17 protein-coding genes are annotated in these 15608 nt (G+C 49.4%); 5 read left to right on the forward strand and 12 right to left on the reverse strand.

The window, feature by feature from the left end; translation table 11 throughout:
• The first annotated feature begins 41 nt into the window (after positions 1 to 41).
• Both ACYVAM_RS13275 and rsgA read left to right on the forward strand, forming a co-directional pair.
• Complete coding sequence (locus tag ACYVAM_RS13275; RefSeq protein ID WP_461067700.1) at positions 42 to 1304, forward strand: 3-deoxy-D-manno-octulosonic acid transferase; 1263 nt, start codon at positions 42 to 44, stop codon at positions 1302 to 1304.
• A gap of 76 nt (positions 1305 to 1380) precedes the next feature.
• Entirely contained in the window at positions 1381 to 2307 is a 927-nt protein-coding gene (gene rsgA / locus ACYVAM_RS13280) for a ribosome small subunit-dependent GTPase A (RefSeq protein ID WP_461067702.1), read from the forward strand.
• Positions 2308 to 2386: 79 nt separating this feature from the next.
• Here the strand turns inward: rsgA and ACYVAM_RS13285 are convergent, their stop codons facing one another.
• Positions 2387 to 3763 (reverse strand): cystathionine beta-synthase, encoded by a 1377-nt coding sequence (locus ACYVAM_RS13285; RefSeq protein ID WP_461067704.1) that lies wholly within the window; start codon positions 3761 to 3763, stop codon positions 2387 to 2389.
• Between the two features lie 256 nt (positions 3764 to 4019).
• Between ACYVAM_RS13285 and ACYVAM_RS13290 the strand changes: the two genes are divergently transcribed.
• On the forward strand, positions 4020 to 4427 hold the full coding sequence (locus ACYVAM_RS13290) for a hypothetical protein (protein WP_461067706.1): 408 nt from the start codon (positions 4020 to 4022) through the stop codon (positions 4425 to 4427).
• Positions 4428 to 4485: 58 nt separating this feature from the next.
• Here ACYVAM_RS13290 and ACYVAM_RS13295 read toward each other — a convergent pair whose 3' ends face one another.
• The 4 genes from ACYVAM_RS13295 to mce all read right to left on the reverse strand — a co-directional run bounded on the left by ACYVAM_RS13295 (position 4486) and on the right by mce (position 8311).
• Positions 4486 to 5058 carry a hypothetical protein gene (locus tag ACYVAM_RS13295; RefSeq protein ID WP_461067708.1) on the reverse strand — a complete coding sequence of 191 codons (573 nt, stop codon included), beginning with the start codon at positions 5056 to 5058 and terminating at the stop codon, positions 4486 to 4488.
• Positions 5055 to 6164: an AAA family ATPase gene (locus ACYVAM_RS13300; RefSeq protein WP_461067710.1), complete on the reverse strand. Its 1110-nt coding sequence runs from the start codon at positions 6162 to 6164 to the stop codon at positions 5055 to 5057. Before ACYVAM_RS13300 ends, ACYVAM_RS13295 begins: the two co-directional genes overlap by 4 nt.
• An 83-nt stretch (positions 6165 to 6247) precedes the next feature.
• Positions 6248 to 7897, reverse strand: a complete 1650-nt coding sequence (locus ACYVAM_RS13305) for a M1 family metallopeptidase (protein WP_461067712.1) — start codon at positions 7895 to 7897, stop codon at positions 6248 to 6250.
• Between the two features lie 3 nt (positions 7898 to 7900).
• Positions 7901 to 8311, reverse strand: a complete 411-nt coding sequence (gene mce / locus ACYVAM_RS13310; protein ID WP_461067714.1) for a methylmalonyl-CoA epimerase — start codon at positions 8309 to 8311, stop codon at positions 7901 to 7903.
• Positions 8312 to 8466: 155 nt separating this feature from the next.
• Here mce and ACYVAM_RS13315 point away from each other — a divergent pair, with 155 nt between their 5' ends.
• The gene (locus ACYVAM_RS13315) at positions 8467 to 8793 is read left to right on the forward strand and encodes a HesB/IscA family protein (RefSeq protein WP_046577768.1); all 327 of its coding nucleotides are present in this window, start codon (positions 8467 to 8469) and stop codon (positions 8791 to 8793) included.
• Positions 8794 to 8968: 175 nt separating this feature from the next.
• Positions 8969 to 9577, forward strand: a complete 609-nt coding sequence (locus ACYVAM_RS13320; RefSeq protein ID WP_461067716.1) for an acyl-CoA thioesterase — start codon at positions 8969 to 8971, stop codon at positions 9575 to 9577.
• Positions 9578 to 9635: 58 nt separating this feature from the next.
• On the opposite strand, the gene ACYVAM_RS13325 is transcribed toward ACYVAM_RS13320, so the two are convergent.
• The 7 genes from ACYVAM_RS13325 to ACYVAM_RS13355 all read right to left on the reverse strand — a co-directional run bounded on the left by ACYVAM_RS13325 (position 9636) and on the right by ACYVAM_RS13355 (position 15572).
• Complete coding sequence (locus tag ACYVAM_RS13325) at positions 9636 to 10664, reverse strand: methionine synthase (protein ID WP_461067718.1); 1029 nt, start codon at positions 10662 to 10664, stop codon at positions 9636 to 9638.
• Between the two features lie 39 nt (positions 10665 to 10703).
• On the reverse strand, positions 10704 to 11207 hold the full coding sequence (locus tag ACYVAM_RS13330) for a GNAT family N-acetyltransferase (RefSeq protein ID WP_461067720.1): 504 nt from the start codon (positions 11205 to 11207) through the stop codon (positions 10704 to 10706).
• Between the two features lie 6 nt (positions 11208 to 11213).
• On the reverse strand, positions 11214 to 12014 hold the full coding sequence (locus ACYVAM_RS13335; protein WP_461067722.1) for a sugar isomerase domain-containing protein: 801 nt from the start codon (positions 12012 to 12014) through the stop codon (positions 11214 to 11216).
• 76 nt (positions 12015 to 12090) lie between these two features.
• On the reverse strand, positions 12091 to 12987 hold the full coding sequence (locus tag ACYVAM_RS13340; RefSeq protein ID WP_461067723.1) for an ROK family protein: 897 nt from the start codon (positions 12985 to 12987) through the stop codon (positions 12091 to 12093).
• Positions 12988 to 13101: 114 nt separating this feature from the next.
• Positions 13102 to 13437 (reverse strand): four helix bundle protein, encoded by a 336-nt coding sequence (locus ACYVAM_RS13345; protein ID WP_461067725.1) that lies wholly within the window; start codon positions 13435 to 13437, stop codon positions 13102 to 13104.
• 51 nt (positions 13438 to 13488) lie between these two features.
• Entirely contained in the window at positions 13489 to 14271 is a 783-nt protein-coding gene (locus ACYVAM_RS13350) for an SDR family NAD(P)-dependent oxidoreductase (protein ID WP_461067727.1), read from the reverse strand.
• Positions 14272 to 14378: 107 nt separating this feature from the next.
• Positions 14379 to 15572: a Gfo/Idh/MocA family protein gene (locus tag ACYVAM_RS13355; RefSeq protein ID WP_461067729.1), complete on the reverse strand. Its 1194-nt coding sequence runs from the start codon at positions 15570 to 15572 to the stop codon at positions 14379 to 14381.
• Positions 15573 to 15608: the final 36 nt, after the last annotated feature.

The following is a 15608-nucleotide window of genomic DNA, read 5'->3' on the forward strand; positions in this document are numbered from 1 at the left end:
ATGAGTGTGTAGCTTTGTACTATAACCAACCTTTTCTTCGCTTGTTTTCAGGATTCTATAACGCCGGTATTGTTGCCTACCAGACGCTGTTGCACCTGGTATCACCTTTCATACCCAAAGCCCGGCTGTGGGTTGATGGCCGGCACGACTGGGCCCGCAAATTACAGCAGCAACTGGCCGGAAACAAAAAACCAATCGCCTGGTTTCATGCCGCATCCTTAGGTGAGTTTGAGCAGGGACGTCCCGTTATCGAAGCATTTCGCATGGCCTACCCCAATTATAAAATTCTGTTAACGTTTTTTTCGCCCTCTGGCTACGAAGTCCGCAAAGACTACGACGGTGCCGATTACATCGTTTATCTACCTGCTGATACGCCTGCCAATGCTCGGCAATTTATTCAGTTGGTACAACCACAAATTGCCTTATTTATTAAATATGAGTTCTGGTACAATTATCTCCGCGCGTTAAAATCGGCTCAGGTACCAATCGTTTCGTTCTCGGCAATTTTCCGCCCAGGTCAGCTTTTTTTCAAGCCGTGGGGGCAGTTTTATCGGAATATGCTTCACTGTTTTGATCATATTCTGGTGCAGAATCAGGAATCGGTTTCTTTACTGACCAGCATCGACATCACAAACGTAACGCTTGCTGGCGATACACGGTTTGACCGTGTGGCTCAGGTTGTTACCACAAAAAAGGCCATTCCAATAGCCGAAGCGTTCAAAAACACGAGTCCATTACTGGTCGTTGGTAGTGTCTGGCCCGACGATATGGCCGTTTTGATCCCTTTTCTGAACGCTTTTACCAAACCACTTAAGGTCATTATCGCTCCGCATGAAATTCACGACGACGAAATCGAACGGTGGCGAAATCAATTGACAAAACGGTCGATTCGCTTCTCAGAAGCAGCTAATGTCGATCTGGCTACAGCCGATATCCTTATCATCGACAACGTCGGTATGCTCTCATCACTCTATCAATACGGTGAGTTCGCCTACATTGGCGGGGCGTTCAAGCAGGGATTACACAATATTCTGGAAGCTGCGACCTTCGGAATGCCGTTATTTTTTGGGCCGGAATTCGCTAAATTCCAAGAAGCCGTCGATCTGGTGCACGAGGGGGCCGCATTTCCGATTAGCAGCGTTGCGGAGTTAACCTCTGCATTCGGTAAACAGTATGAAAATGCAGAGAAAGCCAGTCAAATTAGTCGCCAGTACGTGCAACGGAACATTGGGGCAACGACTAAGGTTATGGAGGTTATACAGAAATTAAATAGTGAACGAGTGAACGAGCGAACGAGCGCCTAAGCTGGCGAGAACGATTTAGCTGTTACTCTTTCGCTCCGCACCGGCGGCCCGGTCTCACTCTTTTACTCATTAAACATTGCAGAACGGCTTAGTCTTACGGTCCACCGGCTCCTGGTACGAAATTCGTAACACAGACGGGCATATTTTCCGGGGCCGACTAAAGGGAAAATTCAAACTGAAGGGCCTGAAGGTCACGAATCCAATTGCTGTGGGCGATCGGGTAGTGTTTGATGTAGAGGATGAAGCCGAAAACACAGCTATTATCACCGACATCACTCCCCGCGACAATTACATCATCCGGCAGTCGGTTCATAAAACGGCGCACGGCCATATGCTGGCCGCTAACATCGACCAGGCGGTGATGTTGGCGACGCTGGCCATGCCACGTACGTCGGCAGGCTTCATTGATCGATTTCTGGTCTCAGCCGAATCATTCCGTATCCCAACGACGATTGTTTTCAATAAGATCGATATTCTGAATGAGGAGGGACTGGAGTTTCAACAGGAAATTATCGAGCTATACCAACGCATTGGCTACAATTGTTTATCGACGTCGGCTACTGAAGGGGTAGGCATAAATGAATTCCGTGCCTTACTCGATCAGAAAGTAACGCTGGTGGCGGGTCACTCAGGAGTGGGGAAATCGTCACTGGTGAACGCCATTGCTCCGGATTTGAACCTGCGGACAAACGAAGTGTCGACCTTTGCCAACAAAGGTGTTCATACAACAACCTTTGCCGAAATGTTTGAACTGGCACCTAATACATACATTATCGACACGCCGGGCATTAAAGAACTGGGGCTGATGGACACGTCGAAAACCGAAATCGGCCACTACTTTCCCGAAATACGCGACCGGCTGAACAAGTGCCGGTTCAACAACTGCCTACACATAAACGAACCCGGCTGCGCGATTAAAGAAGCCGTTGCCGAAGGCACCATTGCCGAAAGCCGCTACATGAGCTACCTGAGCATGATGGAAGGGGGCGATAACCGACGGTAGAGTAGAGACGCAACTGTGCGTCTCATCATGCGTCAGCAAAACCATCCGGTCAGGAGACGCAACTATGCGTCTCTACGTGTTAATTTGTCATGGCAGCCAATAAATCTGCTTGCGTGATAATGTGTACCTGTTCGCGCTCATCGCGCACTAAAAGGGCTTTGTTGTCGCGGTCAATTAAGGACGACAGGGCGTCGATGGTATTATCGAGGCCGACAAATTTGAACGGCTTATCCATGACTTCACTAACCGGATGGTCTTTTACGGCAGGATCGTCGATGAGCCGGTTCAGCACCGTTGAGTCGGTCAGGCTTCCAACGATATGCCCGGTTTCGTCCGTGACCGGAATCTGCGAAATTCCATACCGGTTCAGCACTTGAATGGCCTGGCTAACCGAAACACCCGCCCCAATCGTTGTCAGCTGCGACTGGCCCGTTTTGTGGTGAATAATATCGCGGGCCGTTTTGAAAGCGCGGTCTTCCAGAAAACCGTGATCTTTCATCCAGGTATCGTTGTAAATTTTGGCCAGGTAACGCGTGCCGTGATCCGGGAGCAAAATCACCATCACATCGTCGTCGGTGAGGTGTTCTTTGGCCCATTCCAGCGCCCCATGTACCGCCGTTCCGCACGACCAGCCCACAAACAGTCCTTCTTCGCGGGAAAGCCGACGGGCCATGATAGCCGCATCTTTGTCAGTCACCTTCTCAAAATAGTCGATCACACTAAAATCGACATTCTGAGGGAGAATATCTTCGCCAATGCCTTCCGTCAGGTAGGGATAGATTTCCCCTTCATCGAACTGGCCGGTTTCCTTGTATTTTTTAAATACTGAGCCGTAGGTATCCAGGCCAATGGATACTAGATTAGGATTCTGGTCTTTCAGGAATTTCGAGGTGCCGCAAATAGTCCCACCCGTGCCAACGCCCGCGGCAAAATGGGTGATTTTGCCGTCGGTATCGCGCCAGATTTCGGGACCGGTCGTTTCGTAATGGGCAGCTGTGTTGGCCGGATTATCGTACTGATTCGGATAGAGCGAATTGGGAATGTCCCGATTCAGCTTTTTGGCGACGGAATAATACGAGCGTGGATCATCGGGCGCTACATTCGTGGGACAAACGACCACCTCTGCGCCCACCGCCCGCAAAATGTCGATCTTCTCCTGCGACTGTTTATCGGCCATCGTAAAAATACATTTGTATCCCTTGCCAATGGCCGCCAGCGCCAAGCCCATACCTGTGTTGCCGCTGGTTCCTTCAATGATGGTGCCACCGGGTTTTAGTACGCCCCGCGCTTCGGCGTCTTCGATCATGCGCACAGCGATACGATCTTTCACCGAATTGCCCGGATTGAAATACTCGACCTTCGCCAGAATCGTCCCCCGAATGCCTTTGGTAACCTTGTTGAGCTTCACCAGGGGCGTGTTGCCAATGGTGTCTATGATGGAGTTGTAGTAGTTCATATTCGTAAATGCCAGTTGCGGCAATCTATGGTTCTGTTTCGTCTAGTAAACGCTTTGAGCCAACCGTTCGTTTGGCCAGCGTTGGCGGTCTTTCGTCAACAGCCACGCCCCCACCCTATAAAAACGATTAAAGCGGCAATTTATACCATTCGTCGGGCATTTCAGACAGTCCATACAAACGCTTAGTTATCAACGCTTTGCGCCACTCTATCTTTGACTCGTTCTTTTTTAACAACCAACAAATACTATAAACATCATGAAAACAATTGCCCAAACATTAATCGCAGCGCTGCTCTTAAGTACCGCTACGTTAGCCTCTGCAGCTACCCGAATCCCAACCGTACCGACTAAGCCAACGGAGACGACAAACTCGTTTAAGGCCGCCGTATTTCCATCGGCAAAACCTGCCAAGCTCAACGTATTTGTCGAACGTCAGCCAGGCAAGCCAATGACCGTTCGGCTAAAAGATGAAAAAGGAGAGCTGTTGGGTGAACAAGCCGTCGACAAAAAGAAGGGAAGCTTCCGTTTCCAATTTGACTTATCTGCGCTGGAAGATGGAGCGTATACGGTCGAAATCGCTTCTGGCAATAACGTAACGGTCCATGGGGTTACGTTGAGCACAAAGCCTGTGGAGTCGGCAACGCGCACGATCTCGTTGAATTAATCAGAAGGGTAATTCGCGCCAGCGCCACGGTCATGAGATCGTGGCGCTGGCGTGTTTATTAGGTCTTGCTGAATTGGGCGAGGAAGTCGGTTACCTGATTGTGGAAGTGCCTAAAACTCTCTGAACGAGATTCTAACCAGTTAGCGTCAAAATTGATCAAAATATCATCAGCTATAAGAATTTGCTTACTAACAACATTTGTATCTCCATAAACGGCTTGCTTGGCTTCTAAACGCGGATATGATTCTAACGGGGTGTTCTTTCCTACCTCTTCTCTATGGCGTTTAATGTACCAAAGCCAATATTCGATACACTGCACCGGAAGCATCAATACTACGGGGTGGTTTGCACACTTACTTATATATACTCCCTGCCTTGTCTTAATTGTTGGTTTGTGCTCGGTATCTATGTCACGACTGACAAACAATATATCTAACCCGAGTAAAGCCCGTTGTCTTAAAGCTTCCGTCAGTAGGTTGTCCACCTGAGTGCCGTTTGCGGCTTTGAATCGCCAACGTTCGGTCTCGTCCTCAATGAATGTTTCTGGATAGTGCTGATGAAGGTATTTTTCAAGAAAGTTACGTTGAGCCCTATCTTCTCCGAAAAAACCATAGGTGATAATCCGGCTCATTTTGGTACTCCTCCCAAAAAACCGACTGTCCAGGCATCACCCAATGAATCCGTATAATGCGGAGGCTCTATCCCCAACTCTTTGCTTTTTGTTGTCTCTGGTTCTATTACATCATGCTGTAGGTTCTTGACGTGAGTAGCACCTTCGTCATCTTTGTCAAAGATGAACACGGATTCGGGCATGTCTTTGAACATATCAACCACAATTGGGCTGTGTGTCGTCATAATGACCTGGACGTCCTTTTCCTCCGCCAGCCTAAAAATAAATTGTATCACCTCAAAAATCCGACGCGGGTGAATTCCCTTTTCAGGTTCCTCAAGAAGCAGGAGTTTGGGTGGATTGGGCTGATTGATGATGCAGAGCAGAGCGAGGAAGTAGAGAGTGCCTTCGGATACTTCATCAGCCCAGTAACCATTATCACCTTTATCGAAAAAGCGTAAGCCAAGCATACTTTCATTACCAACTTTTACAGGTGGCAAAGTAAAGTATGCGATTTCGGGAATACATTTGGAAAGGTCATTCTGAATTCTTTTTGAACTTCTTTTAAAATTAGAATCTACGTAATAGTAAAATGAAATAAGATTCGAGCAATCTGCCAAAAGCTCAATGTTCTCTGCAGAGAACTTTACTTGCTGAACTAATTTGGTGGGGTCAGGCCGGAAAATTTTCGTGAGTTTAAAGTCAAAAAATTCACGCCGATGTCCTCCAAGTACTTCTATATCTAACTTGGCTCCAGTTGCATCAGTAAACCAATCGTCCTTAACCGTATCAACAAAAGTTAAATTATCATCACTCCTCAACTCGTACCTATGACGATAATGATAAGTTTTCTCAATACCTATATCATAATTCTTAGCCATGTATCCATTTGGGTCAGGCGAAAAATCAAACTGATAAGTAATACTAACTTGTTGATGTTTAAAGCTAATCGCTTCTAATGATTCAACATTTTCAGACATTAAACCACTAATCGAAAATCCCTCCAACGCCTTCAAAAAATTCGTCTTGCCTGAGTTATTCGGCCCGATGAGCAGATTGACTTTCTGAAGGTCGAGCGTGACGTCCTTGAGGCTCTTGAAATTCTGGATGGAAACGCGCTTGAGCATGGTTGTCGTAGTTGTAGCAATAGGTCTGATACACAAACAACCTTTGGCTGTTTGGCACATAAATTCACGAGCAAGATACCGATTTACTTGCCCATTTCGACCGAACGCATCAGGACTGTATTATCCGGATCAATAACGACCGAGGCTGGCTTGGCGGCTAAGGGAACAGTAAACGTTTGGTTTTGCTCAGTCATGGTCAGGCGGGCGGTTCGGCTGGTTTCGCGGCCATTGGCACCCCGGATGCTGAACGTGAGCGGCACAACAAACAGCGCGCCCGTTCGCTGCGCCTGCCGAACGTCGATGACCAACGCTTTCTTGGCGGCATCGTAACTAGATCCCCAGACAATTTCGGGATAGCCCGGCTGGTGAAGCCATTGCTGAAAAAAGGAGCCTAATTTCTTACCCGAAACGGTTTCCATGACAGTCTGCAAATCGCTGCTCTGGGCATTGGCGTTCCGAAATTTCTCGTAATAAGCACGTATGCCCTTCCAGAACACATCGTCGCCAAGTTCGTGCCGCAGCATATGCAAAACCCAACCGCCCTTCTGGTACGAGTTTGGATTCAGCAAGTCCATCAAATTAGCCGACGTCGAATCGACAATGGTACTTTTAGGTTTTAAGGCCGCATAGCGAAAGATCTGGCTCTTGTTTTGATTCAGTACGGCATTGAGTGTGTCTTTGCCATAGGCATGTTCGAGGTAGAGCGCCGAAAAATAGGTAGCGAATCCTTCACTCAACCACAGTTGCGACCAGTCGGCTTCGGTAGCCGAGTTACCAAACCACTGGTGTGCTATTTCATGAGCCAGCAATGCTTCAACGTCGGAGTCTTTCTTGCCAACGATTACTTTTTCGCTGTAGAAGATGCAACTGGCATTTTCCATTCCGCCAAAAATTGTCGTCGACTCCACATTGGCTAGTTTTTCGTAAGAATACGGCCCGATCTTATTAATGAAATATTGCAAAATCTCCTTGGCCGGGCGGTAATCGACAAATCCCTTCTGGCTATCTCTGGGATAAAGCCAGCTTTGGACGGGTACCCCACTCACGGAACCGACCTCTTCAACGGCGAATTTTGCCGCGCCAATCACCATTACCTTGGTTGGAATGGGCGTACTTTCCTGCCAGCGCGTCAGCTTTCGTCCGTTCGGCAAAGCACTTTCGTTGACCAGTTTCCCATTGGCAATGATGCGATAAGTCGCTGGAGCAGTGACCGCAAATGAACAGGTAGCTTTATCGGAAGGATGGTCGACGACGGGCAGATAATTGCGGGCGTTATTGGGCCAATTATCGCCGAAAAAAGTACGTTCACCAAACTTATTCTGGCTAATAATCAGACCCCGTGCCGGTGTGCCGCCGTACCGGACAACGACTTCGGTAGGCTGGTTGGGAGCAGCCGCCAGATTGATAAATACCCGGTCGTTGCGTTGACTAAACGGAACCGTTTTCCCGTCGGGTAAGCTCACCGAGCGGACACGCATGCCGGTTTCTGACGAATCGCGGGGGCTGATCAGGTCGAACCAAACCGTTTGCCGGTCATCGGCACGGGTAAATCGTATGGCTGTTTCGCCCTGAATCTGATTGGTCGAATCGCTCAATGTAAGCGAGAACGCGTAATGCAGCACATCAACGCCAAGCTGGGTATAGCGGGCGGCATATCCCGGTAGTTGCGCATGAGCCACACCGGTCAACAGCGCCAGCAGGGCCACTAAAAATCCTTTCTCCTGTTTATTCATTCGTTAGTACTCCTTTATCTCCTGGCACAATTCAATCAGCACCCCATTTGTGCCCTTCGGATGCAGGAAGCAGACCAATTTATTGTCTGCTCCCCGTTTGGGAACCTCATTCAATACGGTAAATCCTTCGGTTCTCAATCGGTCAATTTCAGCAAGAATATCATCTACTTCAAAGGCAATATGATGAATACCTTCCCCTTTTTTCTCCAGAAACTTTGCAATAGGGCTATCAGGGCTCGTAGCTTCAAGCAGTTCAATCTTCGTTTGATTTACCTTAAAGAACGACGTTGTTACACCTTCCGATGCAACCGTTTCGGCTTTATAGGGTTGAACATTCAACAGTTTGGCGAATAAGTCATTGGATACCGCCATATCGCGGACGGCAATTCCGATGTGTTCGATGTTGGTTAACATAGTTATGTTGTACCCGACCGCTTCTAGCTGTCGGTGCTAATAATATATATACCGACAGCTAGAAGCGGTCGGGTACATGCAACAAGAACTTTTCTGTTTTGCCGAAAGTTATAGAGAAAGCATTGATATGCCTCAACATTGATTCGATTACAACTATGGTTACGGTTTCAGAAATCGCCAAAAATAAGATTGTTGAACTCCGTCAGAAAGACGGTCTTGCCGAAAATACGGCCATCCGCGTAGCTGTAGAAGGCGGTGGATGTTCTGGCTTAATGTATGACCTTCAGTTTGATGCCACGCAGCAGCCAACCGACCATCTTGTTGAAGATAAAGGCATTAAGATTCTGGTAGACCGTAAGAGCTTACTGTATCTGGCGGGTACTGAACTTGATTTTTCAGACGGGCTGAATGGAAAAGGCTTCCAGTTCAAAAACCCTAACGCAACCCGTACCTGCGGTTGTGGAGAAAGTTTTGCTGTCTAAAACTGCATCGAAGGTCCGGTAGGATTTACGAGATAAAGATGATTTTTCTGATTTTGAAGAGCCGCTTACTAGCGGCTTTTTTTATTTACCCAAAGCCCAATGCATTAGGCAGATTGTTAGATTGCGCTGTAAGATAAAATCATAGTCCATCAGTCAACTCCTATAAATCCCGGTTATGACAGCTAAACCCGTTAGCCATTCGCGCACGACACTTACCGAATTGATGATTCCGTCTTATGCCAACTTTGGAGGCCGCGTGCACGGCGGTATATTGCTGTCGCTGATGGATAAAGTTGCCTATGCGTGTTCCGCAAAGCATGCGGGTCAGTATTGCGTAACGGTATCGGTCGATGGGGTTAACTTCCGGCAGCCGGTCGATGTAGGCGAGTTAGTATCTTTATTGGCCTCGGTCAATTATGTTGGTCGAACCTCACTGGTGGTAGGAATCAAAGTCATTGCCGAGAACGTGAAAACAGGAACGGTCAAGCACACAAACACCTCGTATTTCACGATGGTGGCGAAAGACGATACCGACCAGCCGACCGAAGTACCTCCCCTCCTGCTCGAAGCGCCCGACGATGTCCGGCGTTTTCTGGAAGCCATGAAACGCAAAGAGCTTCGGGCATCTTACAGTGAACATTTCGACAACGCCAAAACACGGATGCTGGTAAAGGAAAACATTGGCAAATTGACAAAAGAGCGTTGTGCGTTATCAGACCGTCTGAACCAGGATTTGCTTGATTTAGCGGATTCTTCTGATTTAAACCGCGAGATCGTTCAATAGTAACTTAATTTCTCGGGGCTTAAACCAGAAGAATCCGTTAAATTAAGTAAAACCCGGTTTAGAGTTCACCACGAACAATCTTAGCCCCGGCCACCATGTTGGTTAGTTTTTGTTTGGTGGCCCAGCGGGCCGTTTGGCTCAGGCCACAATCGGGCGCAACGGCCAGTTTCTCAGCAGGAACGTAGGACAGGCATTTACGAATGCGTTCGGCCACATCTTCCGGCGTTTCGATGTAATAGCTTTTTACGTCGATGACACCTACCGCCACATCGAATTTTTCAGCGAACCGGGCCAATAAGTTCACTTCAGAAAAGTTGAGAATGGTCATTTCGGAATGAAGTTCATCAACTGTCATGTCCAGAAAGTCGGGAAGCATGGGTGCAATGGATTTTTTACCCACCGACCGACCTTTGTAATTTCCGAAACAGAGATGCATAGAAAGGCGGGTTTTGCCAACGCCCGGCGCCACCGTTCGGTTGAAGATATCGACAAAACGCCTGGTGTCTTCCCGATATGCATAACACGACATTGACGGCTCATCGACGCAGATTTCCGGCACGCCCAAAGCGACTAAATCGGCAATTTCTTTATTTACCAAAGGAAGTAAAGCCTCCGTCACGGCCCAACGATCTTCGTACAAATGGCCGGGCAGCAGCCGCCCACTAAGCGTATAGGGGCCGGGAATGGACACTTTCAGGCCTTGTCCTTCGGGAGCAAGCCGTTTCAGGCGGAGGTATTCCTCAACAACACCCAGTCCTTTCGGGGCCGTTAGTGGTTCGACGATGTTATGCTTACCGCGCTGATCGTGTGCGGGTGGACCAAACCGGCGCAATTCGGTTTCGTTATTCTGAATCCCGTTAATGTAGCCGTAGAAGGACAGGTTGAAGTCAAAACGGGTTTGTTCCCCATCCGTAATTACATCCAAGCCCGTCGAAACCTGGTCATGAACCGATGCGACAACGGCATCTTCAATCATTTCGTTGATATCGGCCGGTCCGAATTGCGAAAGGTTCTGGCTGGAAAATTCGAGCCATCCGGGAAAGGGCATCGAGCCGACAACGGTGGTTTTGATGGGAACGGGCTGCAAGGCTGTAGGGGTTTGTTGTCAAAAAGGGTGTTGGGATCTTTATATACTAATTTCCCACCACAGCATGTTTTCTATCTGATCGAATAAGCGAAATCCATTCTTTTCCAACACTTTTTGGGAAGCTACATTTTCCGCTTCGGTATCAGCTACCACCCGACGGACGCCGGGTTGCTGACGAGCCCAGTTCACCATTCCGCCAACCATCTCCGTCATGTACCCTTGCCGATGCAGACCTGGATACGTTCCGTACCCAATCTCAATGGTTCCCGTTTCGTCGGGCTCACCCTTGAATTTAGCTTCGGCCACAAACTGTTTTTTCTGACGATCGATGGCCAGCCACATCGTGTGGAAAAGCGGATCCAGCGAAGGGTCCTGCAAACGGGGTATCGTAAAATAAACGATAATACTCCGCACCGGCTCCACGGCTTGCCGATACCCTTTCTGTAAGCCCAGGGTTTGCTCCAGCTCATACTTATTGGCAATATGAAGATGAAGCTGATCGAGCGTGAGGGGGATAATGGTCAGACGTGGCGTTTCAATCATGGCCCATTAACGGTTTGTCTGGCTCACATAACTTGGGATACCGACATGCGCGTAGAGCCGGGCCAGCCGGTGTGCGTGCTCATCGTAAGCCGACTCGAATAAGTCAACGGCTCGCTCTGCCCCAACGACTACACCCGCGCTAAGTACTTTAGGAGGATGACCCGCTTCGGTCAGCAACCGGGCCACCTCGGCTTTAATACAGTTTACGATCACGGCTCCACCCACAGTACTGCCCGGTGCCACGGGTGTATCGAGGCCGGGTACGGTAAGCATGGCATCGCCAACGGGGGCGCCCGTATCCAGAATCAGGTTGGCGAAATCGCTTAATTTCTTCCCATCGGCCCGTTTGCTGGTACTCTGCTCCGAATGCTCTTTTGTCAGCAACGCGACAACCTTTACGCCCTGTTGCTGAAACAACTCAGCCATTTCAATCGGTACGACATTGCAACCGGATGACGAAATGACGAGGGCCGAATCCTGATCGGATAAGTCGTAATTCCGGAGAATGCGATCTGCCAGACCCGGTACGTTCTCGAGAAACATGGCCTGCCGTTGTCCATTGGCGCCTACAACGAGGTTATGAAACGTAAGTGACAACTCGACAATGGGGTTGAATCCTGGAAATGAGCCATAACGCGGCCACATTTCTTCGACCATGATCCGGCTATGACCTGATCCAAATACGTGAACCATACGCCCGGCCAGAATCGTATCGGCAAACCAACGGGCAGCTTCCTGAATCTGGGCTGTTTGTGCTTCCACCGTATCGAGAATCTGGCGGCATTTTTGAATGTAATTAGTTACCATCGGCTGGCAGGAACACAGATTAAAGAAATAAAGCTAACTAATTAAACTAGTGTAACCATTCGGATTAGTTGGATAATCAATCCATCTTAGTTGCATACGCTTGTTCTATAGCGAAACTCGCGGCCCCAATGGCCCCCGCCATATCGCCAAACCGAGCTATTTTGATTGGTGTCGATTGGCCGCCCGGACGCCACTCGTAAAGACTCATAAATTCCGCCAGTGGCAAGAGCAGATCCTCTTCCGCCTGTGTGATGCCACCACCCAGTACGACCAGATCAGGCGAGAAGCAATTTACGAATGAACTGATGCCAACGGCCAGTTTCCGAACCGACGAAAGCCAAAGCCACTGCGCGAAATAATCACCCTTTTTATACGCTTCGAGCAGTTCATAAGTCGATGTGAACCGCCCCAAAGATCGTTTGGCAATCGTTGCATTCCCAATGGCATCTTCCAGACTCCCAGGCATACTAGTTATATCCCGATCCCCATTGGCATCAACGGTTACGTGACCCATATGGCCGGCTTTCTGGAAATTACCCTGATACAGCTTTCCGTCAATCAGTATCCCGCCCCCAACGCCCGTTCCAAGAGTTAGCATAACGACGTTACGATGACCCTTAGCCACCCCAAACCGACTTTCGGCCAATAGGGCAGCATGCGCATCGTTGACAATATGGACAGTATCGTTCAGAAAATTTCCCCAATGAAACCCCTCGAGGCCGCTTAACCGACCTGGCATGAAGGCAATACATTGATTGGTGCTATTTGGCAAACCAGGAGCCGACAGCCCAATGGCCTCTACCGATCCAGGCGACTGCCTTCGCAAATCAGCAACGGTTTCGGCAACCGCCTGCGTCCAGTCTTTCTCGCCGGTAGTCGGGTGATAGAGTTGTTTCAGGACATCGCCCGTCTCGATGCCCATCAGTACGCCCTTAATCCAAGTTCCCCCCAGGTCAATGCCAATTGCGGTCATGTGTTGATTTACGATATACGAGTTACGAATTACGAGTTGCTACCGCTTACGATTCTTACCTAACAGTCTGACTAGTAAGGCATACAATTTGCCACTATTTAGGATTCTTCTGTTTTAGTGTAATACTTGTTTTGTGAAGATAGCAGTAAGCTCGTTTGCCTCACGCCATACCGGCCCTACTACTTCACAGGGTAGCAGTTGAGCTTCACCAATCAATTCAAGCCAGTAACACGATTCGTCAGACTCTTCAACATTGTCAATTTTAGCAATAAAGTCAGCGGTTGATTTTGCCCTACAAGCAGCCCGGTAATTAGCCCCAATAGCGGTTCCACTACGATTTAATTGATTTCTCATAGTTCGACCTGCCGGAGTGTTTGGCAATTTTCCCACTAACGCTATAATACATAGTGCAAACTGCTTCGTCCGATTTTTCAGTTCCACGTTATTCATTCGTAGTAGAGACCCCTACACAGTCGTAAATTGTACATCGTACATCGTAAATCATAGTTGTCCTTCGCTCACGCTCCAGCCGCCATCTACGGTTAGCACCTGGCCCGTGGTGAAGGCCGAATAATCGGACATAAAATAAACGGCGGCACCATCCAGGTCAGAAGGCAGGCCAATGCGACCGCCATCGAGCGGCTGCTTGGTTTTCGTGAACGCGACAATATGCTCATCCTGGGTGGCTCGCTGCGCCATAGGGGTTTCGACCAGGGCGGGTGCCAATACGTTGACTCGAATATTATCGTTGGCGTAATAAGCCGCCACCGACTTGGTAAAGCCAATTACCGCCGACTTCATGGCTGCGTAAGCATGAGTAGCAAAATACGTTGGCGATGGGCTGGAACCCAGTACTGAACCCATATTGAGAATGACGCCACCGCCACCCTGCGCCCGGAACGCCCGCACGGCGGCCTGGTTCGAGAGCATCAGGGACGTTAAGTTCAGGTTGACTGTGTAATTCCAGCCCTCAAGCGTAAGGTCATGAAGGGGACCATCGCCAAAACGGCGTCCACTGCCGCCCGCCACATGAAAGAGTCCGTCGAAACCCCCGAAAATCTGCTGACACAAGGCAATAGCTTTGGGAGCCGTCTGCGGATCGGATGCATCGCCGGACATAGCCAGCCCGTTGCCATCAAGCTGCCTTTCGGCTACGGCACAGCTTTCGGGGTTACGGCCCACCACGACGACCTGTGCGCCCTCACGTACAAACGCCTGCGCAGCCGATAGGCCCATGCCGGTTGTGCCACCAACCACAACAATTTTTTTAGACTCCAGCCACATAAGCGTATCGGTAAATTTTAGCGTGCAAGAAACGAATTTGACCACTGATGAGCAATAGCTCGCTAACGGATCGAGCGCTTCCGGTCAACGTTGGCGAAACCGCCAAATCATACCAGATCCCGCTCAATAATCTTGCCGCTGGCCTTCTCCTTCAGGATCACTTTGTTCCGGCCATCGTGTGTCATTTCCTGTTTGATCAGGTAGTGATCAGCATCGTACTCGACGAGCGTGGATTCGGGCTTGAGCCCCTCCTGTCCGCGCCAGACGGGTAAGTTTACTTTTTCCCACTGCTTCGTTTCCGCTGATTTATAGGCCGCGTCGAGAACAGCATTCACGACATAGCCATCATAGAATGTCTCGGCGGGTTCGCGGCCTTCCTCCTGCGATTTGAACATGTCGGTAAACATGTGATTGTAGCCCAGGTCATTCACCTCGTCGCCAACCGGAAAGAGCCAACCCGTGTTAGATTCGGCTTTTTCGGCCACGTAATCGGCCCCTTTTCCCGTCGTGAACATTTCGAAACCCGTTCGCAGGAAGTTGTTGATCCAGATAGTGCCTTCGGTCCCCATCACTTCGTCGCGGAGATCCATGCCGCCCCGGAAGGCCCAGCTTACTTCAAACTGCCCGATGGCGCCGTTTTCGTATTTCACCAGCGCAATGGCATGGTCTTCGGCATCGATGGGTTTTACCTGCGTAGCGGCCCAGCACATGACCTCTACCGGCTTTACATCCTTACCAATAAAATTTCGGGCTATTTCGACACAGTGACAACCCAGATCGAGCATACAGCCGCCCCCTGCCTGCTCTTTGTCCCAGAACCAGTCGGAGTGCGGTCCCGGATGCGTCTCGCGGGATTTGGCCCAGAGAATTCGGCCAAGGGCGCCGTTTTTAACACTATCGAGCGCTTTCAGAAACTTGGGGGTGTAGCATAAGTCTTCCAGATAACCGGCAAAAATGCCCGCTTCTTCAGCCGTCTGCATCATCCGTAACGCTTCATCGGCCGTACGGCCAAGGGGTTTCGTACAGACCACCGATTTCTTGTGTTTAGCGCACAGGTTGACCGCCGTTTCGTGAATGTTGTTGGGAAGCGCAATACAAACCATGTCCACATCGGGATGCGCAATGACCTCTTCCATGTTGGTCGACGCAAAATCACAGCCATAGTCTGTTGCAAATTTTTGGGCGGTTTCTTCCCGACGGGCATAAATGGCCACAACTTTATCCCGGCTGCGCTGGCCATGAATGGATTCGGCATAGAAGCGGCCAATGAAGCCGCCCCCAAGCATAGCAATACGTTGCATAGGTAAGGGGTTAGATAAATGGTTAATCCGTACTTT

It is taken from the genome of Spirosoma horti, from assembly GCF_054776595.1.

Coding starts and splice junctions, on each gene's coding strand:
- ACYVAM_RS13315 (WP_046577768.1), top strand. CDS start 8,467: ATGGTTACGGTTTCAGAAATCGCCAAAAATAAGATTGTTGAACTCCGT.
- ACYVAM_RS13285 (WP_461067704.1), bottom strand. CDS start 3,763: ATGAACTACTACAACTCCATCATAGACACCATTGGCAACACGCCCCTG.
- ACYVAM_RS13330 (WP_461067720.1), bottom strand. CDS start 11,207: ATGATTGAAACGCCACGTCTGACCATTATCCCCCTCACGCTCGATCAG.
- ACYVAM_RS13355 (WP_461067729.1), bottom strand. CDS start 15,572: ATGCAACGTATTGCTATGCTTGGGGGCGGCTTCATTGGCCGCTTCTAT.
- ACYVAM_RS13300 (WP_461067710.1), bottom strand. CDS start 6,164: ATGCTCAAGCGCGTTTCCATCCAGAATTTCAAGAGCCTCAAGGACGTC.
- ACYVAM_RS13345 (WP_461067725.1), bottom strand. CDS start 13,437: ATGAATAACGTGGAACTGAAAAATCGGACGAAGCAGTTTGCACTATGT.
- ACYVAM_RS13320 (WP_461067716.1), top strand. CDS start 8,969: ATGACAGCTAAACCCGTTAGCCATTCGCGCACGACACTTACCGAATTG.
- ACYVAM_RS13305 (WP_461067712.1), bottom strand. CDS start 7,897: ATGAATAAACAGGAGAAAGGATTTTTAGTGGCCCTGCTGGCGCTGTTG.
- mce (WP_461067714.1), bottom strand. CDS start 8,311: ATGTTAACCAACATCGAACACATCGGAATTGCCGTCCGCGATATGGCG.
- ACYVAM_RS13340 (WP_461067723.1), bottom strand. CDS start 12,987: ATGACCGCAATTGGCATTGACCTGGGGGGAACTTGGATTAAGGGCGTA.
- ACYVAM_RS13295 (WP_461067708.1), bottom strand. CDS start 5,058: ATGAGCCGGATTATCACCTATGGTTTTTTCGGAGAAGATAGGGCTCAA.
- ACYVAM_RS13350 (WP_461067727.1), bottom strand. CDS start 14,271: ATGTGGCTGGAGTCTAAAAAAATTGTTGTGGTTGGTGGCACAACCGGC.
- ACYVAM_RS13290 (WP_461067706.1), top strand. CDS start 4,020: ATGAAAACAATTGCCCAAACATTAATCGCAGCGCTGCTCTTAAGTACC.
- ACYVAM_RS13335 (WP_461067722.1), bottom strand. CDS start 12,014: ATGGTAACTAATTACATTCAAAAATGCCGCCAGATTCTCGATACGGTG.